We start from the raw sequence: 2,392 nt of genomic DNA on the forward strand, positions 1-2,392 counted from the left end.
CAGATATAATAAGATAACAGAAGATAAAGCTTTTGCTGAATATTACCTGCTTGGAACACTGTTAAGCCTGCTGGTAGTACTTGTAGTCGGACATATGATACTAATATAGTAATTTTGAAGCAAGAGGGGAAAAATGAACGAGGCTTCTTTAAAAGAAACAGTGAATTCCCTTAAAGGGATTGGAGATAAAACTGCAAAAGTATTCGAAAAAGCAGGCATAGTGCGTATTGAAGACCTTCTTCAGTATTATCCAAGGAACTATGATACATTTGAAAATGTTGTAAATGTATCTGATCTTAAAAGTGGTAATACTGTAGCAGTAAGGTGTCAGATTTCAGGTAACATTTATGCAAAACATATCAGAAATATGTCAATTATTACTTTTGATATAGTTGATATTACTGGTAAAGCCAAGGTTACCTATTTTAATCAGCCCTATCTTAGGAGTACTTTAAAGCAGGGACATTTTTATATATTCAGGGGGCTTGTGACAAGAAAAGGTAATACTTTTTGCTTTAACCAGCCAAAGATATATCAGCCTGAAGATTATTTTTCTCTTCAGGGAACCATGCAGCCTGTATATCCGCTTGTTAAGGGCCTTACCAACAATATGGTTGTAAAAGCCATGCAGCAGGCTCTTGAATCTGCTGTTTATATGAAGGATCCGCTTCCTGGCTATCTTATTACGGATAACAGTCTTATGGACTACAGGGATGCTATAAGGAGTATTCATTTTCCAAAGGACAAGAACACGTTTGACAAGGCAAGAAGGAGACTTGCTTACAACGAATTTCTTTTTTTCATATTAAGGTTAAGACTTTTAAAGCTTACTGAAGAAGAATCTGTAAGCGGCATTGTCATGAAGAAATCAAAGCTTGTGGATTCATTTATGAATAAACTGCCTTACGAGCTTACTGATGCTCAGAAGAGGGTCTACAAGGAGATCGAGGCGGATCTTACGAGCTCTAGGGTCATGAATCGTCTGATTCAGGGTGATGTTGGTTCAGGTAAGACTATCCTTGCTTTTCTGGCGCTTCTAATAACGGTTGAAAATGGCTATCAGGGCGCTTTGATGGCTCCGACAGAGGTTCTTGCAAGGCAGCATTTTGAAGATATCAGCAGGATGGCGGAAGAATACGACCTTCCATTCAGGCCTGTTCTTATGATTGGCTCTCTAAAAGCTAAGGACAAAAAGCTTAATCGCATGGGAATAGAAGATGGCACCTACAATGTCTGTATCGGTACCAATGCTCTTATTCAGGATTCTGTAAACTATAAGAATCTTGCACTTGTCATAACCGACGAGCAGCACAGATTTGGCGTTCGTCAGCGTGAGAGGTTTGCAGAAAAGGGTGAAAGTACGCATGTTCTTGCTATGAGTGCCACGCCTATTCCAAGGACTCTGGCGATCATACTTTACGGTGATCTTCATGTATCTGTCCTTGATGAAAAGCCTGCTTCAAGGCTTCCCATCAAGAACTGCGTAGTGGGCCCCGATTACAGGCCTACAGCCTATAAATTTATAGAAAAACAGGTTGCGGCCGGTCATCAGGTCTATGTCATCTGTCCTATGATAGAAGAAGGCGAGATGAACGACGTTGAGAACGTCACTGACTATACAGAGAAGCTCAGAAAGGTTTTATCACCATCAATTACTGTTGATATGCTAAACGGCCGTATGAAGGCTTCTGAGAAGGACGAACTTATGGAAAAGTTCGCCAATAAAGAGATTGATGTCCTTGTGTCGACAACTGTTATTGAAGTTGGTATCAATGTTCCAAATGCAACGGTCATGATGATAGAAAATTCCGACCATTTCGGGCTTGCCCAGCTTCATCAGCTAAGGGGCCGTGTAGGAAGAGGCAAGGACAAGAGCTATTGTATCTTTTTAAATACGTCCGAATCCAAGGAAGCTGCTGCCCGTCTTGATATACTGGGTAAATCCAATGACGGCTTTAAGATCGCTGAAGAAGACCTTCGCCAAAGGGGCCCAGGTGATATGTTTGGAATAAGGCAAAGCGGCGACCTTTTCTTTAGCGTTGGCGACATATATGCAGACAGTGATCTTATCAAGAAGGCTTCTGTAGACGCAGATCATATCTTAAACGATGATCCTGAGCTCTCTAAACCCGAAAATGAGTCACTGCACAAGGTCCTTTTGGATATTAACTCGAATCTGACTTTGTAGGTTACATCCTTATTCTGCATGATAAAAATTTTCGGCATTTCGTCCCATTTGACAGTGTCTGCGCTGCAAGGTAATATAATTAAGGACTTTTATGACATAAAATTAAAGTGAGGTATATTTAATGTCTAAAATAGCAATTATTACAGACTCAAATAGTGGTATTACACAGGCTGAAGGCGAAGAGCTTGGAATTATAGTAATTCC

General features: G+C 40.4%; 1 protein-coding gene. It reads left to right on the top strand.

From position 1 onward, the window contains the following. Positions 1 to 133 precede the first annotated feature (133 nt). Positions 134 to 2,188 (top strand): ATP-dependent DNA helicase RecG, encoded by a 2,055-nt coding sequence (gene recG, locus K6G87_RS11365; RefSeq protein WP_296837229.1) that lies wholly within the window; start codon positions 134 to 136, stop codon positions 2,186 to 2,188. The last annotated feature ends 204 nt before the right edge of the window (positions 2,189 to 2,392 follow it).

This window comes from Butyrivibrio sp. (assembly GCF_024699075.1).